Origin of the sequence: Cupriavidus sp. USMAA2-4 (assembly GCF_001854305.1) — a bacterium.
Classification (GTDB): Bacteria; Pseudomonadota; Gammaproteobacteria; order Burkholderiales; family Burkholderiaceae; genus Cupriavidus; species Cupriavidus malaysiensis.
On record NZ_CP017749.1, the window covers coordinates 2099587 to 2117253 of the forward strand.

Here is a 17667-nt window from a genome sequence, read left to right on the forward strand (position 1 = left end):
TGCCCGCCGTCCTGGTGCGCCGGTACCGCTGAAATGCTGCTGTCACAGCCGTGTCATGTCGCGTAAGTAACGTTCCCGGCGTTTCGCGAGGGTTTGTCCTTCCCGCTCTCGCGAGGCGTTGGCGATTTCCTTCTCGACATGACAGGCTGCTTGGCGTCGCTCCGTGTGCTTGCGCTGGCGGGTTGCTTGAGCGGCGTGGGCGGCTTGGGCGTTCCGGCGGCCGCGGCGCAGGAGCATGCGCCGTCCTCCGCGGGCGCCGATATCCCGGCGCCGGATGCGGCAACGCCGCCGCTTGCGTTCGACATCCCGGCACAGCCCCTGGCCGACGCGCTCCGGCAGTACGCCCTGCTGACCCGGCAACCGGCCTTGTTCCGCAGCGAGATCGTGGCGGGGCGGGTGTCGTCGCCGGTGCACGGGCCGTATCCGCCCGGCGAGGCACTGCAGCGGCTGCTGGAAGGGACCGGTCTGATCGCCGAGACGGTGGAAGGCAGTACGGGCAAGGCCTTCGTGCTGAAGGCGGCTGGCGCGGCTCCGGCCGGCGGCGGCGCTGGCCTGGGTAACTTGACCGGGTATCCGGGCTTGGTTCAGACGGGTGTCTGGGAGGCGTTGTGCAGCAATCCGCGTACTGCTCCGGGAACATACCGATCCTTGTTGCGCTTCCGGGTGGACGCGGGGGGTGCCTTGCGCGCCGTGCAACTGCTCGGCCCGAGCGGCGACGCGCGGCGCGACGCGGCGATCGTGGCCGCCTTGCAGCGCGTGCAGCTTGGTGCGCCGCCGCCCGCCGACCTGCCGCAGCCCGTGATCATGCTGATCTTGCCCCGCGCGGCCCGCGGACCCGATGCCGGGCCGCGCTGCGCGCCGGCTAGCGGGGCGCAGCCACCATGACCGAGGAAACCCGTCCGGTTCTCGCCGACTACCTGGCCAGGCACTACGGCAGCCTGAAGCGGCGCGTCACGCGCCTGCTGGGCAGCAGCGACCTGGCCGGCGATGCCCTGCACGATGCCTGGGTGCGCTTGAGCGCCGACCCGGCCGAAGCCTCGCCGGTGCGCAGTCCGGGCAGCTATGTGGTGCGGATGGCCGTCAATATCGCGGTGGACGCCCTGCGCCGGGGCAGCCGCTCCCTGCCGCTCGACGAGGTCGAGGCGCTGATCGAACTCGCCGATCCGCTGCCGGGGCCGGCGCAGACCACCGAGGGACGCTCCGAACTGGCCGCCATGGCGAGGCTGCTGGAGCGCATGCCGCCACGCCGGCGCGAGGTGTTCCTGCTGGTCCACCTGGAGTGCCTGACGCAGGAAGAGGTGGCCAGGCGCCTCGGCTGCTCCAAGCGCACCGTCGAATACGAACTGAAATACGCCCATGACTATCTGGTGGCCCGCATGGAGCGGTGAGCAAAAAAGTTTGCGGAGTGCGCGGCGGCCAATCGTCTTAGCACTGCAAGGACCCGGCGACCGTGCCCGCTGCCGCGCGGCAGGCGCCCGCCAAAGCACTTCGGCATGGCCGATCCCCGTCACACGATGAAGACATCCGCCGACCACCGCACCGCCCCGACCGACACGCTGCGCCAGCAGGCCTGGGTCTGGCTGCGCCTGCTCAAATCCGGGGACGTCAAGCAGTGGGATGCGCAGCGCTTCCAGCACTGGCTCGACGCCAGCCCGGCGCACGAGGCGGCGTTCGCCGACGCCAGGCAGCGCTGGGAAGCCTTCCAGCCGGCCGCGGCGGAACTGCTGCGCAGCAGCCCCAAGGCGGCGCGCTTCCATGCGCAGGCCGCGCAGCGGACGCGATCGCAAGCCGGGCGGCGCGCCTTCCTCGGTGCCGCCGCGGCCGGGGCGGCGGCGGTCGCCGCGGTTGCCCTGGTGCATCCCCCCGGCGGGCTGTGGCCGCCGCTCGACGGCTGGGGAGCGGACTACCGCACGGCCACCGGCGAGCAGCGCTCCGTCACGCTGGCCGGCCGGGTCAACGTCATGCTGAACACCCAGACCCGGATCCGGCGCGAGGCCACGCGCGAGGGCGTGCCGGGCATCGCGCTGCTCGCGGGCGAGGCCGCCATCGACCTGCCGGCCGGCGGGCAGCGCTTCGGCGTCATCGCCGCCGGCGGCCAGAGCGTGGCCGATGGCGGGCGTTTCGAGGTCCGCCACCTGGACGGCAAGGTCTGCGTGACCTGCCTCCAAGGCAAGGTCCGGGTGGCGCATCCGGCCGGCGTGCGCGAGCTGCAGGCCAGCCAGCAGACCGTCTATGACGGCCGCTCGATTGCCGGCATCGCCAGCATCGATCCGCTCAACGTCTCGGCCTGGCGCAGCGGAGAACTGGTGTTCCGGCAGACCAAGCTGAGCCTGGTGCTGGCGGAGATCAACCGTTACCGGCCGGGGCGCGTCGTGCTGGTGAATGACGCGGTACGCGACATGCCCGTGAGCGGCAGCTTCTACATCGCCTCGCTGGACCGGGCCCTGGCCCAGCTGCAGCACAGCTTCGACCTGGAGGCCCGCGCGCTGCCGGGCGGCCTGCTCATCCTGAGCTGAACCTCCCTGCCGTGCATGAGCGCCGGATGATGCGTGACGCGCGTCGCCGGCTTCCTCGCGTCTTTGCGCCGCGTGGGTGTCACGTCCTCGCGCCGTCATGCCTTCATCCCTCCATGCCTGCAGTCTGCCTGCAACACGCGTGCCGAAAAAATACTTTGCGGACTGCCGTGGTCGTCAATCGTCTTAGCTCGTCAGAAAACTTCCGCAGCGATGGCGTGCGACGCCGCGTTGCGCTGGACACCCTGAGCGCGGCGGTCCCCCGGGCGGGGCCGCCGGGCCGGCATCGACGCAAAACCTAGGCGAGACCTCAAGATGAGCACACGCGGGCGCAAGTGCGCAGGAACGAAACCGGATCGGCTGGCACAGGACAGGCGCGTGCTGCGCAGGGCACCGATGGCCCAGGCCGCTGTGCTGATTCTCGCCAGCGGCGGGATCTGGAGCACGGCGCAGGCACAGCAGGCCTTCAGCAGCGCGTGGTTCGCCGCCAAGGGCGCGACGCAGAGCGCGGCGCAGCAGACCGGGCGCCTGCCCAACGGCATGCCGGTGTCGGCGCTGGCGAGCCCCTCGGCGCAGCAGCAGCAGGCCAGCGCCGAGCTGCAGCGCTCGCTGGCCAACCTGGGCACGGCCGCGCAGGGCATCGCGGCGATGCAGGCCGCGCAGGCCAGCGCGCGCGCGGCCGCGGCGGCGGCCAACGCCACGGTGCCGGACGGGCTGGCCGAGGGCGGGCTGAAGATCGACACCAACAGCCTCACGCAGGGCTGGGTCAACGCCAACGCGCCGGCGCAGACGGTGGCCGACGGCAAGACCACGGTGGCGATCCAGCAGACCGCGGACCGCGCGGTGCTGAACTGGGAGACCTTCAACGTGGGGCGCAGCACCACGGTGGATTTCAAGCAGCAGGCGGACTGGGCGGTGCTGAACCGGGTCAACGACCCGCAAGCGCGGCCGAGCCAGATCCAGGGGCAGATCCGTGGCGACGGCACGGTGATGATCGTCAACCGCAACGGGGTGATCTTCAGCGGCACCAGCCAGGTGGACACGCGCAACCTGGTGGCGGCGGCGGCGCGCATCAGCGACGGGCAGTTCAGCAGCAACGGCATCTACGGGCTGAACGGCACCACGCCGAGCTTCACCGACGCGCTGGGCAAGGTGGAGGTGCAGGCCGGGGCGCGCATCGCCACGCGCGCGCCGGCCACGGTGACGCAGGGCGGGGGCTATGTGCTGCTGCTGGGCGGGGAGGTCGGCAACGCGGGCACGATCGCCACGCCGCGCGGGCAGGCGGCGCTGGCCGCGGGCGACAGCTTCGTGATCCGGCGCGGGGTGGGCACCGACGGCAACACCACGTCGACCACGCGCGGCAACGAGATCTCGCCGCAGTTCGTGGCCAGCGGTGGCACGGGAAGCGCGGGCAAGGTGGCCAACAGCGGGCTGATCCTGGCCCCGGAGGGTGACGTGACGCTGGCCGGGCGCGACGTGCAGCAGCTCGGGGTGGCGGTGGCGACCACCACGGTCAACACGCGCGGCACGGTGCACCTGCTGAACTCGGCGGCGGACACGCAGGGACGGGTGACGCTGGGGCCGGGGGCGGTGACGGCGGTGCTGATCGACGACGACGGCAAGACCACGGCGCTGGACAGCCAGCGCGACGCGCTGATGCAGGACTCGGCGGCGCAGGACCTGCTGCGCGCGGGGGCGGCGTCGGGGCTGTTCGACAACCTGTCGAAGCTGTCGGACCGGCGCGACCAGTCGCGCGTGGAGATCGTCAGCGGGGGCGACGTGCTGTTCCAGGGCGACTCGCTGACGCTGGCCACGGGCGGGCAGATCGCGGTGAGCACGGCGGGGCGCAGCTTCGTGGCGAACCGGGCGCAGCTGGATGTGTCGGGGGCGGTGGGCGTGGCGCTGGCGATGGACACCAACAACGTCAAGATCAACGTGCAGGGCAACGAGCAGCGCGACGCGCCGGGCAACCGCGACAGCGGGAACCTGCTCAATGCGAACGTGTGGATCGACCGGCGCCGGCTGGTGTACGTGCCGGCGGGCGTGGGCGGCTACGCGACCGAGCGCTGGTACACGGGAGGCGGGCTGCTGGAGGTGGGCGGCTACCTGGGCAACCAGGGGCACCGCATCGGCGAGTGGGCGGCGCAGGGCGGCACGGTGACGCTGGGCGGCAAGGAGGTGGTGACGCAGGCGGGCTCGTCGATCAACCTGTCGGGCGGCAGCCTGGACGTGCAGACGGGGTACCTGAAGCAGACCTGGTTCAAGGCGGCGGACGGGACGCTGACCAAGGCCGACAACGCGCTGGCGGGGGTGTTGTACACGGGGGTCTACACGGGCTTCGACGACGAGCACCCGCGCTGGGGCAAGACGGCGATGCAGTCGTACGCGAGCCCGCTGATCGCGCCGCAGCAGGTGCTGCAGAACGGCTACACGGTGGGGCGCGACGCGGGGCGGCTGCAGGTGAGCGCGCCGACGGCGGTGCTGGAAGGCGAGGTGGTGGCGCGGGTGTTCAACGGGGCGCAGCAGACGCAGGCGCGCGCGGCGGGCCTCGCCGACGGCTACAAGCAGGGGCAGTACGCGGTGGCGCAGGCGGGCGCGCTGGCGCTGGGGCAGTACACGGGGCCGGGGCGCACCGGGGTGTTCACCAGCGAGGTGAAGATCGGCACCGAGGTGGGGGTGACGCCGGGCATGGGGGCGGCGGATGCGCTCGACCCGCAGCGGCAGAACACGGTGTGGCTGGACGCGGGCATGCTGAACGGTTTCCAGCTGGGCGTGCTGGACCTGGCCAGCGGCGGGCGCATCGTGGTGAGCCAGCCGCTGGCGCTGGCCGATGGCGGCCAGCTGAGCCTGGTGGCGCCCAATGTCGACGTCAATGCCAACCTGACGGCGCGCGGCGGCACGGTGAACCTGTCGAACCTGTTCACGCGCGCCGGTGACCGCTATCCCGGCGCGCTGATGGCGGCCGATGGCACGTCGCAGCTGACGCTCGAGGCCGGCAGGACGATCGACGCGCGCGGCGTGTGGACCAATGCGCGCATCGATCCGGCCAGCCTTGCCGGGCTTGCCTATGTCAATGGCGGCAGCGTCACGATCGACGGCTCGCAAGATGTGATGATCGCCGGCGGCAGCGTGATCGACGTCTCGTCCGGCGCGGCCATCCTGGCCAGCGGCAAGACCGTGGGCGGCAAGGGCGGCAACGTCACGCTGGTCGCCGGCGACGTGTCCGGCGGTGCCAGCGCCGTCACCGGCAATCTGGTGCTGGACGGCGTGATCCGCGCGGCCGGCGTCAACGGCGGCGGCACGCTGACCTTGTCTTCGCCGAACAATGTGCTGATCGGCGAGAACGCGGCCCTGGCCGGCGGCGTGCTGGCCGCCGGCACGTCGGCGCCGCTGCGCATGCAGCTCACGCAGCCGCTGACCATCGCCGCCGGGCAGCCCATGCCCTTCACGCTGGTCGAGACGCACAACACGCTGCCGCTCGATGTGCCCGTTCCCATCGATATCTCGCTCTCAGGCGGGGCCGGCACACCGACCGCGGCGAACTGGGTCGTCCCGAACGGGATGAGCGCCCTGTATTCCAGAGGCGCCGATGGCAACCTCGTCTACTATAGCCCGGGCCAGGTGGTGCCGGCCGGGACATTGATCATCGGCGCCGCCGGATCGGGCACGATCCCGGTCGGGACCATCATCCCTTCGAGCGTGTTCCCGCAGGGCCTGCAGATCAATCCTTACCGTCTCGTCTATGCCGCCGGCTCGGTGCAGGCGCAGGACATGACCTACCAGGCGGGCACCGTGATTCCACCGGGCACGGTCCTGCCGCAGACGGTGTCGGTGGCGCCGGCCCCGGCGCTCAGCCCCGCGTTCTTCCGCGCGGGCTTCTCCAACTACGACATCAATGCCGGGCTGGGCATGCTGGTGGCGGGCTCCGCCATCGCGCCGGCGATGCCGGTGTACCGGATCACCGCCGACAGTGTGGCGGCGCCCTCGGGCAGCGATCCGTCCGCGGCGATGTCCTTGTGGCTGCCGCCGCTGTACGCCGAACACCCGCAGAGCGCGACGCTCACGCAGCGCGGGGGCGCCAGCCTCACGCTGCGTTCGCAGACCCGCAGCCAGGGCAACCAGCTGGTGGGCGGCGGGTCGATCATCATGCAGAAAGACGCCGCCATCACCGTCGATCCGGGGCAGAGCATCAAGATCGACGCCACCGGGCTGATCGATATCGAGGGCACGCTGACCGCGCACGGCGGCAGCATCAGCCTGGTCAATGAAGCAGACGGCTCCCTCGACGCCCTGCGCAATTTCGATGCGACCGGGGTCGGCCGCGGCGTGTCGGTGTGGGTCGGCCCGAGTGCCAGGCTCGATGTCTCGGGCCAGGCCTACGCGGCGGTGGACGCCCAGGGGCGTACCTACGGCACGGCCATGGATGGCGGCACCATCAAGCTGAGCGGCGGCACCGCCTTCGTGGTGGTGCGCCCGGGAGCCGAGCTGGACGCCGACGGCACCCGCGTCGTGGTCGATGCGGGCACGGTCGACGCGCGCGCCGCGCCGGGCGGTGCCGTCACGCTGGCGAGCAATGGTGGCGCCATCTCGCTCGATTCGCTGAGCGGGATCTACCTGGACGGCACGTTGCACGCCGCCGGCGGCGGTGCCGGGGCGAGCGGCGGCAGCCTGTCGATCGCGCTGCTCACGCCCTATTTCTCCAACCTGAGCGTGCTGCCGCCCAGCGCCCTGGTCCCGAGCACCATGACCGTGGTGCAGGCGCAGCCCGCGCCATCGCTGCCCGCGGATCTCGCCGCGGGCACGAATGCGGCCGCGCTGGCCCTCGGCCGCGCCACCGTCAGCGCGGACGCGGTCAAGGCCGGCGGCTTCGACGCGCTTGCGCTGAGGTCCGGCGACTACATGCAGTTCTCGGGGGATGTCTCGCTGGCGCTAGGCAAGAGCGTGTCGCTGACGGCGGGAGCGTTCACCTCGGGGCCCGTGCTGGCGGGGCCGCCCGATGCCTCCACGCCGCCGGCAACGGGCAGCGTGCGTATCGCCGCGCCGTACGTCCTGCTCAGCGGGGTGCCGGTCATCGTACCGGACGGTAACAGCAGCGGTACGATCGGCAACCCGCGTAGCGCCGGGGCACCGACCGTCGCCACCTTCGAAGTCGATGCGAAGCAGATCGATATCCAGGGGCTGCTGACCTTCTCGGCCGACATCGCCCACTACGATAGTTCGATCTTCGACTTCGTGCATACGCCGTCGCCCGGTTTCCGCACCACCCGGCTGGTCAGCCAGGGCGACATCCGCTTCCTGCCCACCACCGTCGACCAGGGCACTACGCTGGCCAGCGCCTGGGACATCGACCTGCAGGCCGCCCAGGTGTACCCGGCCACCAATGCGAGGGCCACCGTCATCGCGGGGCAGAACAATCCCGGCTACGTGGCGACGCTGACGATCGGGCGCACCACGCCGGACGTGCCCGACGCTCCCTTGTCGGTGTTCGGCAGCCTCAGCTTGCAGGCGGCGGTCATCGAGCAGGGCGGCATCGTGCGCGCTCCCTTCGGCGCCATCGCGCTGGGCATCAACTACCCGGCGACGCAGCGGGTGGACCTGCTGCCCGGCAGCCTGACCTCCGTCTCGATGGCAGGCCTGACCATTCCCTATGGCGGCACCATCGACGGTGTGACCTACACCTACGGCGGCGCCAGCGTGCTGCCACTGGCCCTCACCGGCTTTTCCGGCAACTCCACCTTGCGCTCCGGGGCCGGGATCACGCTGGACGCGCAGGCCGTCAACGTGCAGGGCGGGGCGACGCTGGACCTCTCGGGCGGCGGCACGCTGACCGGCGCAGGCTTCGTCTCGGGCCGCGGCGGCTCGGTCAACATCCTCACCACGCCGCTGGTCAATGCCAACCCGGCCACGCCGCTGAGCAAGGCGAGCGACAAGGTCTACGCCATCCTGCCGGGTTATGCCTCCGGCTACGCGCCGGTGGCGCCGGAGAACGGCGCCGGCGATCCGGCCATCGGCCAGCAGATCACCGTGGGCGCGGGCGTGCCCGGCCTGCCGGCGGGCACCTACACGCTGCTGCCCTCCAACTACGCGCTGCTGCCCGGCGCCTACCGGGTGGAACTCGGCGCGGGCGGCACCAAGCCGCTCGGCGGCGTTGCCGCGATCGGTAACGGCACCTTTGCCACCGCGGTGCAGACCGGCATCGCCGGCACCGATTTCCACAGCGCCCTGCCGCTGACGGCACTGATCACGCCGGGGACGGCCGTGCGCCGCTACGCGCAGTACAACGAGCAAGGCTACGCCGACTTCTTTACCGCCAGGACGGCGCAGTTCGGCGGCCTGCGCCCGCTGCTGCCGGGCGACGGCAAGACCCTGCAGATCGCCTTCGAGCAGCCGGACACGCCGTCAGCCGCCACGGCGCTGGGTTTCGCCGGCACCGCGCGGCTGCGGGGCGACGCGGGCGGGATCGATGGCACCGTGGCCCTGTCGAACGTGGGCGAGATCGTCGCGGACAGCGCCACGCCGGGCTTCAGCGGCGTCTCGGTCCGTGCCGCCGACCTGAATGCCATCGCGTCCCCGCGACTGCTGGTCAACGGGACGGTGGGCGTGATCAACGGCTCGCTGATGTTCCAGGGCGGCAAGGACCTCGCCATCCGCGACGGCGTCACCCTCCAGGCCGGCGAGCTGGTGCTGGTCGGCGGGAATATCGGCGTCGGCAGCAACGTGACCCTGAGCACCATCGGCCAGGGCGGAGCGCCGTTCGATTCGGCCTCCACCGGCATGGGCTACACCACCGGCTACGGTACCTCGGTGCTGGCGCTGTCCAATGGCAGGCTGGACTTCCTCGGCTCGCAGGGCACCGGCGCCATCACCATCGGCGCCGGGTCGCAGCTGTACTCCGAGGGCACGCTGGCATTCGCCACCAACGGCGGGGTCAACATGGACTCGGGCGCCCGCTTCGGCTCGCGCAATATCGCGCTGGCGATGAACACCATCAACGTCGGCGGCAGCGCCGACATTGCCGCGGCGGGCGCCCCGGCCGGCCTGCAGTTCGACCAGGCGCTGTTCAACCGGCTGGTCAGCGGCGATCTGCCGCGCGGCGTGCCGGCACTGCAGACCATCACGCTGGGCGCGTCCAGCGCGATCAACGTGTTCGGCAGCGCCGGCCTGGACGCCACCGGCACCGGTATCAACCTGGTGCTGAACACGCCCGCCATCTACGGCTGGGGCGGGGCAGGCGACCATGCCACCATCGCGGCCGGCAGGATCACGTGGAACGGTATCGCCGGTGCCACGCCGCCGGCGGTCGCGGCCGCTGGCCCGGGCACGGGCCTGGGCACGCTGGACCTGGTGGCCAGGGAGATCGACCTCGGCCAGTTCCTGTCGCTGGACAACACCAAGGTCAGCCGCACGGTCTATGGTTTCGGCAACGTCAACCTGAAGGCCAGCGAGAAGATCGTGTCGGCCGGCAACGGTTCGCTCTTCGTCTACCAGGCGCCGAGCACGGATGCCAGCGCCGTGTTCGGCCAGAGCGGCACCGGCGGCAACCTGACGCTGGCGACGCCGCTGCTGACCGGCATGCAGAAGTCGATCATGGCCTATACGGCGGGCGGGGCGCTGAACGTGGTGGCGCCGCCGGGCCAGGCGCCGAGCCAGGCGGTCTCGACCGTCGCGGGCGCGGAGATCGACCTGGGCGGCGACAGCGTCGCCATCGGCAGCACCATCCTGCTGCCGAGCGGCAAGCTGGTGGTGAACGCTACCCACGATATCGCGCTGGACGCGGGCAGCCGCATCGACCTGAGCGGCCAGCCGTCGACCATCCAGCGGGCCACGGTCTATGGCTTCGGCGGCACGGCCAGTTTCCACAGCGCGCAGGGCGGCGTGGTGCAGGCCGGCGGCTCGGTGATCGACGTCTCGGCCACCCATGCCAACGCCGGCGAGATCACGATCGATGCCGGCAACGGGCAGGTCGTGCTCAACGGGACGCTGAACGGCGGCGCGACCGATGGCCAGGCCAGCGGCGACTTCAATGCGCGGGCCGGGACGTTCGCCGACTTTGCCGGCCTCAATGCTGCGCTGACCCGGGGCGGCTTCTTCGATGCGCGCAGCTTCACCGCCAGGCAGGGCGACCTGGTGGTCGGCGACGGCGTGAAGGCGCACCAGGTGTCGATCGCGACGGACGGCGGGCAGTTGACCGTGAACGGCACCATCGACGCATCGGGGGCGGCCCCCGGCACGATCCGGCTGTCGGCCGGCAAGGGGCTGACGCTGGCAGCGGGCGCGGTGCTCGACGCGCACGGCACGGTGCTGCAGGTGGACAGCTACGGCCAGCCGATCGAGGCGAAGAACCGCGGGCATGTCGAACTCACCGCCGCCGGCGGCACCCTGTTGCTGCAGCCGGGCGCCACCATCGACCTGTCGACGCCGGATGGCGTGGCCTATGGCGATATCGTGCTGAACGCGCAGCGCGTCGGCGCGACCGTGGCCAGCGCGACCGGCGCGGGGGCTCCGGCCAATGCGACCGGCAACGATGTCGCCATCTCGGCCGCCGGACCGCTCACCCTCCGCGGGGCGCGCAGCATCCAGCTGAACGGCTTCGCCACCTATGCGAACGCGCCGGCCGATCCGGGCGATGCCAACGGCCAGGTCATCACGCAGGGCTGGCTCGATCTGGTCGATCGGGACAGCCAGCTCTTCATGGCCGGTGCGCTTGCCAATGCCGCCCTGCAGGGCCGCCTGGCGGGGCTGTCCGCCTATGGCAGCGCCCTGCACCTGCGCCCGGGCGTGGAGCTGGTGAGCGCCACCCCGCAGGGCAACCTGACGGTATCCGGCGATATCGACCTGGCCGGCTATCGCTATGGGCCCGGCGCCGACCGCGATGCCACGTCCGCCGCCTACGGCGCGGGCGAGCCACTGGCCCTGGTGATCCGCGCCGGCGGCAACCTGGCGGTCAAGGGCAGCATTTCCGACGGCTTCCGGGCGGTCGCGGGCAAGCCGGCGATCTATGACGGCATCCTGGATATCACCAACAGTCCCGAGTTCTCCCTCCAGGATGGCTACTGGGGCACGCCGGGGGCCAGCTACGTCGCGTCGAAGGACGTCTACCTGATGACGAGCTGGACGGTGCCGAACGACGACTTCTACAACTACCTCGGCGGCCTCATCGGCTCGGATGGAACCATCTACTACGTCGGCGACACGATTCCCGCCGGCACCAGGCTGTCCGCCGCGGACGGCCTGTTGTTCGAGGCCGGGATCCCTATGCCGGGCGTCGCCACGACGCTGGTCAGCAAGGGGGCTCCCGGCGCGGCCGCCGCGTCGGCCGCGGCGACCATGCTGGCGGCCGGCACGTCATCCGCGGCGCTGCGCCTGGTAGCCGGTGCCGACCTGGCCGGCGCGGACCAGCGCGCCTTGCAGACCGTGCGTGCGCTCCAGGGCGGCGGTAATCTCACCCTCAACGATCCGAGCTACAACGCCTCCCTGAACGGCACCTTCTTCAGCGTGCTGCGCACCGGCACCGGCAATCTCGAATTGCTGGCCGGCGGCAGCTTCAGCGAGGCCACGCCCTACGGCGTCTACACCGCCGGCACGCAAGCGGCGCCGATCCTGGCAGCGGATGGCAGCAATCCCTACGACATCATCGCCATGCGGGGCGCCGGCCTGCACGCCTGGTACCCGGAGCATGGCGGCGACCTGCTGCTCATGGCCCAGCAGGACGTCACGGGCCGCGTGCAGATCGCCGACAACAATTCCCGCTACGTCGATTCGGACCTGAGCGGCAACTGGCTGCGGCGCCAGGGCGGCGGCGCGTCCGCCGATCCCACGGCGTGGTGGATCAACTTCGGTTCCCTGACGCAGACCGCCAGCTGGAAGGTGGATAGCTCGATGACCGGCTTCCAGGGGATCGGCACGCTGGGCGGCGGCAACCTGACCGTGATTGCGGGCCGCAATGCCGGCCTGACCGGCGGCGGCTCGACCGCACTCGATCTCGCGGTGGCCTCGACCGGCCGCGTACTGGCCGACGGCACCGTGGTCGCCACCGGCGGCGGCGATCTCACGCTGAAGATCGGCGGCGGGCTCAACGCGGTATTGCCGGGCACCGCCGTCCAGCCGCCCGACTACTATGGCGCGATCGCGAACCTGCGCGGCGACATCAATGTGAATGCCGGCTCCATCGGTGCGCTGACGGTCGTGCAAGGCGGCTCCTTGTTCACGTCGTTCGATCCGCGCGCGGTCGAAGCCAACGTCTTCGAGCGCTCGACGAAGACGCCCGGCCCCACCTTGACGCCGGGCGACGGTGTCGTCAATGTCTCCGCGCGCGGCGACCTGGTGATCGCCGGCGCCGCCGATGCCGGCATGGGCAACGCGGTCGACCAGGCCGGCATTCCCTATCTGCTGCGCAATGCGGACGGGAGCACGACCCTGGTTCCGACTGGCGGCTTTTCCGCCTTCACCCTCTGGACGCCGGCATCGGCGATCCGGCTGTACTCCGCCGGTGGCGATGTGGCACCGTTGCAGGGCGGGGTCTTCGGCAACAGCCTGTCGAACAGCAACGGCTTCTATCCTGGCACGCTGATCGTCGCGGCTGCCAACGGCGACATCCGTTTCGCCGAGCCGTTGCCGGGCCTCACGTATCCGGTACTCGAGCTGGTACCGTCGCCGCGCGGCCAGCTCGAGCTGCTGGCGGCGGGTTCCATCTACGGGTCCAGCCAGGTGGTGGCCATGTCCGGCGCCGACATGAGCACGCTGGCGACGCCCTTGCGCCCGGTCTTCGAAACCTCGGTCAGTGGCGGCGGCACCAACAATGCCAGTCCGACCTCGGCCTATCTCGGCTTTACGCGCAGCAGTCCGATCGCGTTCGGCCCGGACACGCCGCTGGGAAATCTCCATGCGGGGGATGACCTGCCGGCGCTCGTCTATGCCGGCAAGGATATCGTCGACCTGACGCTCGGGCAGGTACAGAACCCGCCGCCGGGGTTCGGCCCCGGTTCCTTCCAGCCGTTCCCCACCACCTGGTACGCCGCCGCCAAGCCGTTCCAGGTCATCGCCGGCCGCGATATCGTCGGCACGGGTACCACGGCGAGTACCTTCTTGAACCTGGATGCGGGCGACATCACGCTGATCCAGGCCGGCCGCGATATCTTCCGCCAGTCGGTGACGATCGCCGGGCCGGGCCTGCTGCAGGTCCAGGCCGGGCGCAACCTGTACCAGGGCTATGACGGCTCGCTGACGAGCGCGGGCGACGTGGTCAACGTGTCGAACAAGTCGGGCGGGGCCGGTATCACGGTGCTGGCCGGCGTCGGCGCGAACGGCCCCGACTACGCCGGCTTCGCCCGGCTGTACTTCGATGCGGCGAACCAGCTGAACGCCGGCACGCCGCTGGCGGGCAGCGGCAAGGTGGCGCACACCTACGACACAGAGCTGCTGGCCTGGATGCGGCAGCGTTTCGGCTACCAGGGCGGGGCAGCCGAGGCGCTGGCCTATTTCCTGGCGCTGCCCGGCGAGCAGCAGGGTGTCTTCGCGCGGCAGGTCTATTTCCAGGAGCTGCTGCTGGGCGGGCGCGAGTACAACGATCCGGCGAGTTCGCGCTACGGCAGCTACCTGCGCGGGCGCGAGGCCATCGCGACGCTGTTCCCGGGCGCCGACGCGCAGGGCAGGGCGATCGCCTACCAGGGCGACATCACCATGTTCAGCAGCATCACGGGCTCCAAGACGGTGAATGGCCAGGCGGTACCCGTGACGACGGACGCCGGCATCCACACCAACTTCGGCGGCGGCATCCAGATGCTCAATCCGGGCGGCAAGACCCTGGTCGGCGTGGAAGGCGTGCCGGCAGGGACCGGCGCCGGCCTGATCACGCAAGGGTCGGGCGATATCGCTCTGTACTCGAAGGGTTCGATCCTGCTGGGCCTGTCGCGCATCATGACCACCTTCGGCGGCAGCATCCAGGGCTGGTCGTCGGACGGCGACATCAACGCCGGCCGGGGGGCCAAGACGACCGTGCTGTACACCCCGCCCAAGCGCGTCTACGACGCGCTGGGCAATGTCACGGTGTCGCCGAACGTGCCGTCCTCGGGCGCGGGCATCGCCACGTTGAGCCCGATCCCGGAGGTGCCGCCGGGCGACGTGGACCTGGTGGCGCCGCTGGGCACCATCGACGCGGGCGAGGCGGGCATCCGGGTCTCGGGCAACGTGAACTTTGCCGCGCTGCAGGTGGTGAACGCGGCCAATGTGCAGGTGCAGGGCAAGTCGACCGGCCTGCCGGTGGTGGCCAGCGTCAACGTGGGGGCGCTGAGCAATGCCAGCGCGGTGGCCTCGCAGGCGGCGGCCGCGGCGCAGGATGCGATGACGCGCGAGCGTGCCGCGCAGCGCCAGGGCCTGCCGTCGATCTTCACCGTGCGCATGCTCGGCGGCGACGTATCGCCGGCCGCAGACGGCGAGCGCAGGCCGGCAGCGCCGGCAGCGGGGCTGCAGTCCGGCATGCCCTATCGCTACGACCCGTCGAGCCCCGTGCAGATCGTCGGTCTCGGCGGCAAGGTCGACCCCCGGCTGTGGGCGCGCCTCAGCGACGACGAGCGCCGCCGCCTGCAGCAGGCGGCCGAGCCGGCGCACTGAGGCCGCCCGCGCCATGGTCCCGGCGAAAAGCGCCGGGAGGGGCGCCGGGAGGGGCGCCGGGAGGGGCGCAGGGCGGGGCTCAGGATCCGGGCCGGATCAGCGGGGACGGCGGCGGTGAAGCGGCGGGGCGCTGCGGCGTGACCGAGGTGCCGAAGGTATTGCCCATGCGCTGGGAGGTGGCCGACCAGTTGAACACGCCGAGCTGATTGCCCGGCCGCTGGGCGATGGCTTCCGACTCCGGTTGCCGCGGCGGCCTGGCGCCCGCCGCCGAGGCGGCGGGCTTGAGCTTGTCGGTCAGGCAGTCGTAGGACGGCGAGCGCATGCCGTTGACCTCCACCTCCACGCAGCCGGCCGCGTGCCCTGCCACCTCTTCCCGTGTTTCCAACTCCCTGGCGGCGGGCGCGGATGCCGCGCCGGCCGCCAGGGCGGATCCCGCCAGCGCCGCGCCGATGGCGCAATGCCGCCAGCCCTTCCCCGTTCGCTTGATCATCGCGTCCTCCATGGTCATGTCGATGCCGGCTTCCAGCATAGGCCAGGCGCCGTGTTCCTGCAGCGAGCATGAAATCTTCGTGACAAACGCTAGGCAGTGCGACGCCAGCCCGTCTAGAAGGCTGTGCACGACGTCGGCACGGTTGCGGGCCGGCGTTGCGGGAAGCGGCTTCTCCAGTGGATCCCGGTGGCCCCACGGCGGCAGTGCAACGGCAATCGAACCAACAGATCAGAGTCACACAATGCGTGTCATCAGGACGAATCGGCCCTGGCTCCACTGGGCGGCCATGTGCGCGGCGACGATGGGGGCGGCCGGCCACGGCGTGGCGTCTGCGCAGGACGATGCCGCCGCCGCGGCCCCGCGCGCGGCGGCGGTGGCCGGCGCGGAGGCGGAAGCGGAGGCGGGCAAGGCGGCAGCAGGCGCCGCCGCGGAACGGAAGGTCAATATCAACGAGTACATCGTGCGCGGCAATACCGCCCTCGACGTGCGCACCATCGAGAAGGCCGTCACGCCCTACCTGGGGCCGAACCGCTCGCTCAAGGACATCGAGGCAGCCCGCGACGCCTTGCTGGCCGCCTACCAGGCGAAGGGCTACCAATCGGTCTATGTCGACCTGCCGGAGCAGCAGGTCAGCGGCGGCGTGGTCTACCTGCAGGTCAGCGAGACGCGCGTGGGGCGCGTGCGGGTGGTCGGCGCCGAGTACCACTCGCCGCGCGAGGTGCGCGAGCAGGTGCCGTCGCTGGCGGAGGGCAAGGTGCCGGACTTCAACACGGCGCAGGCCGAACTCTCGGCATTGAACCGCACCGGCGATCAGCAGGTCGTTCCCCTCGTCAAGCAGGGGGCCGTGCCCGGCACCATGGACGTCGACCTGAAGGTGCAGGACAGCAATCCGTGGCGGGCCAGCCTCGGCCTGAACAACGACCGCAGCGCCGATACCAAGCCGCTGCGGATGACGGCCACGCTCGGCTACGACAACCTCTGGCAGCTCGGCCACCGGGCCTCGGTCAGCTTCTTCGGCGCGCCGCAGGACCTGAGCCAGACCAAGGTGTGGTCCGCCTCCTATGTCGCGCCGCTCAAGGGCACCCAGTGGTCGCTGGAAGCGAACGCCTACAAGTCGGACAGCAACGTGGCGACCACCGGCGGCACCACGGTGCTCGGCAAGGGCCATGCCTTCGGCGTCAAGGGCAGTTACACGGTGCCGGACACCGGGGCCTGGTGGCATGCGTTCAGCCTGGGGGTCGACTTCAAGGACAACACCGAAGTGACGCGGCTCGGCAGCGCGGGCGACACCGTGCCGCTCAAGTACGCGCCGATCACGCTGGGCTACAGCGGCTTCTACCAGGGCGAGCGCGGACAGTACGCGCTGAACGCGGCCATCGTCACCGGCACGCAGAGCTTCTTCGGCTATGGCAGCAACGAGCACCAGTTCGATGCCAAGCGTTACAAGGCGACGCCGAGCTTCACGCTGGTCAAGGCGGACACCAACGGCACCTACACCTTCCAGGGCAATTCGCAGCTCGCCTGGCGCGTGGCCGGCCAGCTCACCGACTCCCCGTTGATCTCGAGCGAGCAGATCGCCGGCGGCGGCATGAACTCGGTGCGCGGCTACCTGTCCGCCGAGGCGACCGGCGACTATGGCGTGGTCGGGTCGATCGAGTGGCGCGCGCCGCCGATCCCGCTGCTGACGCCGTACGTGGAGGACTGGCGTGTCTACAGCTTCGTCGACGCCGCCCGCCTGGGGCTGCGCGATCCGCTGCCGGAGCAGAAGGCGCGCTTCTCGCTGGCCTCGTTCGGCATCGGCACCTCGTTCCGGCTGGCCACGCATGTGTACGGACGGTTCGATGCCGCCTATCCGCTCAAGGACGGACCGCGCACGCCGCGCCATCGTCCGCACCTGAACTTCAGCGTGACAGCGACCTACTGAGCGCTGCGGCGACGCGGCCCGAAAAAACGATCACCGCAAACGATCACCGCAAACGATCACCACAAACGATCACCACAAACGATCACCACAAACGATCACCGAAATCGATCCATCAACGACTTGACCGCCCG

Annotated in this window: 6 protein-coding genes; 5 read left to right on the top strand and 1 reads right to left on the bottom strand. The window is 71.0% G+C overall.

The annotated features are described in order from the left end of the window. The first annotated feature begins 93 nt into the window (after positions 1–93). From BKK79_RS29220 to BKK79_RS29235, 4 genes are all read left to right on the top strand, one after another. Positions 94–885, top strand: coding sequence for a hypothetical protein (locus BKK79_RS29220; RefSeq protein ID WP_157128547.1), 792 nt, complete (start codon positions 94–96; stop codon positions 883–885). Then, positions 882–1388, top strand: coding sequence for an RNA polymerase sigma factor (locus BKK79_RS29225; protein ID WP_071021589.1), 507 nt, complete (start codon positions 882–884; stop codon positions 1386–1388). The genes BKK79_RS29220 and BKK79_RS29225 overlap by 4 nt, the downstream gene beginning before the upstream one ends. Before the next feature lie 105 nt (positions 1389–1493). After that, positions 1494–2516: a FecR family protein gene (locus BKK79_RS29230; protein ID WP_084085309.1), complete on the top strand. Its 1023-nt coding sequence runs from the start codon at positions 1494–1496 to the stop codon at positions 2514–2516. Positions 2517–2891: 375 nt separating this feature from the next. Next, positions 2892–15122: a filamentous haemagglutinin family protein gene (locus BKK79_RS29235; protein WP_198173338.1), complete on the top strand. Its 12231-nt coding sequence runs from the start codon at positions 2892–2894 to the stop codon at positions 15120–15122. A gap of 79 nt (positions 15123–15201) precedes the next feature. On the opposite strand, the gene BKK79_RS29240 is transcribed toward BKK79_RS29235, so the two are convergent. Next, the gene (locus BKK79_RS29240; RefSeq protein WP_231908159.1) at positions 15202–15651 is read right to left on the bottom strand and encodes a hypothetical protein; all 450 of its coding nucleotides are present in this window, start codon (positions 15649–15651) and stop codon (positions 15202–15204) included. A 202-nt stretch (positions 15652–15853) separates the two neighbouring features. Between BKK79_RS29240 and BKK79_RS29245 the strand changes: the two genes are divergently transcribed. Continuing rightward, a complete protein-coding gene (locus BKK79_RS29245; protein ID WP_084085313.1) occupies positions 15854–17536 on the top strand; it encodes a ShlB/FhaC/HecB family hemolysin secretion/activation protein in 1683 nt (560 codons plus the stop codon). Positions 17537–17667: the final 131 nt, after the last annotated feature.

Bases quoted from the DNA above. Each gene is read 5' to 3' on its own strand.
- BKK79_RS29225 (WP_071021589.1), top strand. From the start codon at position 882: ATGACCGAGGAAACCCGTCCGGTTCTCGCCGACTACCTGGCCAGGCAC.
- BKK79_RS29230 (WP_084085309.1), top strand. From the start codon at position 1,494: ATGGCCGATCCCCGTCACACGATGAAGACATCCGCCGACCACCGCACC.
- BKK79_RS29240 (WP_231908159.1), bottom strand. From the start codon at position 15,651: ATGCTGGAAGCCGGCATCGACATGACCATGGAGGACGCGATGATCAAG.
- BKK79_RS29245 (WP_084085313.1), top strand. From the start codon at position 15,854: ATGCGTGTCATCAGGACGAATCGGCCCTGGCTCCACTGGGCGGCCATG.